The sequence below is a fragment of the Candidatus Erwinia dacicola genome (genome assembly GCF_001756855.1).
Taxonomy (GTDB): domain Bacteria; phylum Pseudomonadota; class Gammaproteobacteria; order Enterobacterales; family Enterobacteriaceae; genus Erwinia; species Erwinia dacicola.
The window spans coordinates 1-1,801 of record NZ_MAYS01000109.1 but is presented as its reverse complement, the minus strand read 5'-3'; the positions used below and the strand labels follow the sequence as shown (position 1 = coordinate 1,801).

Annotated in this window: 3 protein-coding genes and 1 pseudogene; 2 read left to right on the top strand and 2 right to left on the bottom strand. The window is 51.2% G+C overall.

Going from position 1 to position 1,801, the window contains the following annotated elements:
* The coding region (locus BBW68_RS19060) for a hypothetical protein (protein WP_222563060.1) at nt 1-184 on the bottom strand (184 nt) is incomplete at its 3' end.
* Nucleotides 185-399: 215 nt separating this feature from the next.
* The gene (locus BBW68_RS03375) at nt 400-606 is read right to left on the bottom strand and encodes a hypothetical protein (RefSeq protein ID WP_070134001.1); all 207 of its coding nucleotides are present in this window, start codon (nt 604-606) and stop codon (nt 400-402) included.
* Nucleotides 607-857: 251 nt separating this feature from the next.
* Here BBW68_RS03375 and BBW68_RS03370 point away from each other — a divergent pair.
* A pseudogene (locus tag BBW68_RS03370) lies at nt 858-1,406 on the top strand (integrase core domain-containing protein); the annotation flags it as partial.
* A 44-nt stretch (nt 1,407-1,450) separates the two neighbouring features.
* Nucleotides 1,451-1,750: an IS3 family transposase gene (locus tag BBW68_RS03365; protein WP_070133583.1), complete on the top strand. Its 300-nt coding sequence runs from the start codon at nt 1,451-1,453 to the stop codon at nt 1,748-1,750.
* Nucleotides 1,751-1,801 lie beyond the last annotated feature (51 nt).

Below are 1,801 nucleotides of genomic sequence, written 5' to 3'. Positions count from 1 at the left end.
GCGATGGCATGACTGTCGGAAAGGTTGCGTGGAATGGAGAAAAAGCGATGGTTGCGGATGCCTGAGCCGGATTAGTGTGCCTGAAAAATGGCTTTCCGGTTAAAAACACGACAAAAACTGCATTTTCATACTTAAACCTACGCACGAGCGCCGCATCAAAGGGATAGTTCGTTCTGACATTCATGGTTGGGCGCTCTCAGAAGAGGCGATTCAATCTCCTAACCATCGAGAATGAACAAGCGAATCCCCGCTTTGTGGTCGATAGCTTTATGCCAACGTTCCTAGCTACGCGGTCGATTAAAGCGTGAAAGAGAGATTAATGAAGGGAATAAAATCAGGGCCTGTGCCGGATACCGTGCAGGGCCCTTTTCATTTCGGAGGATCGCGTCGCGAAAATCCTCACTCAATGCGTTGCTTCATCTCGCGCTTGTGCTTGAGGTAATCCTCACCGCAGTCGGCGGAGCAGAACGCAGAATTGGCCACCACTGGCTCATCGCGGCACCATAAGCACATGCCGTCTGGGCTTTTCAGAGAGGTTTCACGGGCTGACAGCGCCGCCGTGATGATGGCCTGTTCGCGTTCCTGAGCTAAATCTGCATCATCCATAATTATTCCTTTTCAGTCTCAAAGTAGTCCGTCTTTATAGCATATATCTCGCTAAAGCTTAATTGGGCAGACATTTTTTCACATTTCTGTGCATTGTTCAGACGATAAAAGAGCTTTTAGCAACAAACTGGAAACTGCGCGCCAGCGTTCTACGCTTACAGATAATGGCAGGTTGAATTAGAGGAGAAATAAGCTAATGAAGTGCGATGTTCTGAGCGAAGAGTGAGAGAAAAGGGGCAGCAGCGGAGCCTCGTTCTCATAACGGTAAAGTGGCAGTGGCGCAAAGTGACCAGCGATGGTGCTCAGATGGCTTTGAGTTCAACTGCGATGACGGCGATAAGTTGCGGGTCACGTTCACTCTGGACTGCTGCGACCGGGAAGCGCTGGACTGGATAGCCACGAATGGAGGCTATACCAGTGATATCGTAAAAGACAGCATGATGAACAGCGTCAGCAAGCGGTTCGGCAACCGACTGCCTGACTTGCCGATAGAGTTCCTGAGCGACAACGGGTCATGTTATACGGCGAAAGAAACCAGAGCGTTCAGCAGGCAACTAAATCTTGAGCAGAGAACAACCGCGGTGCGGAGCCCGCAGAGCAACGGAATGGCGGAAAGCTTCGTGAAGACAATAAAACGGGACTATATCAGCGTGATGCCGAAGCCAAACCGTGAGGTGGCTCTGATGAACCTTGCCGTTGCCTTCGAGCATTATAATAATAAGCATCCCCACAGTGCACTGGGATACCGCTCACCACGTGAGTATCGTCGCTGTAGTGGCACACTGATACTGGCCACCTGATCGGAAGGTGATATTCTCACCTTCCCAACACCACAGGTGACCCAATGGCTAAACATTTCACGCCAGAATTTAAGCTCGAAGCGGCGAAGTTAGTTGTCGACCACGGCTATACCTACGTTAAGGCCGCAGAGGCAGTTAACGTAAGCCATTCGGCTATCCCCCGTTGGGTGAATAAGCTGCGACTTGAGCGCCAGGGGAAAACGCCCGCCGGGCTTCCTCTGACGCCAGAACAGCTCGAGCTGCGTGAGGCGAGGAAGAAAATACAACGCCTTGAAATGGAGAACGAAATCCTAAAAAAGGCTACGGCGCTCTTAATGTCGGACGCACTCAACGGTTCACGGTAGTCGACAGGCTAAGAGCGAGGTATCCGGTCGCTGCGTTGTGCCAGACTTTTG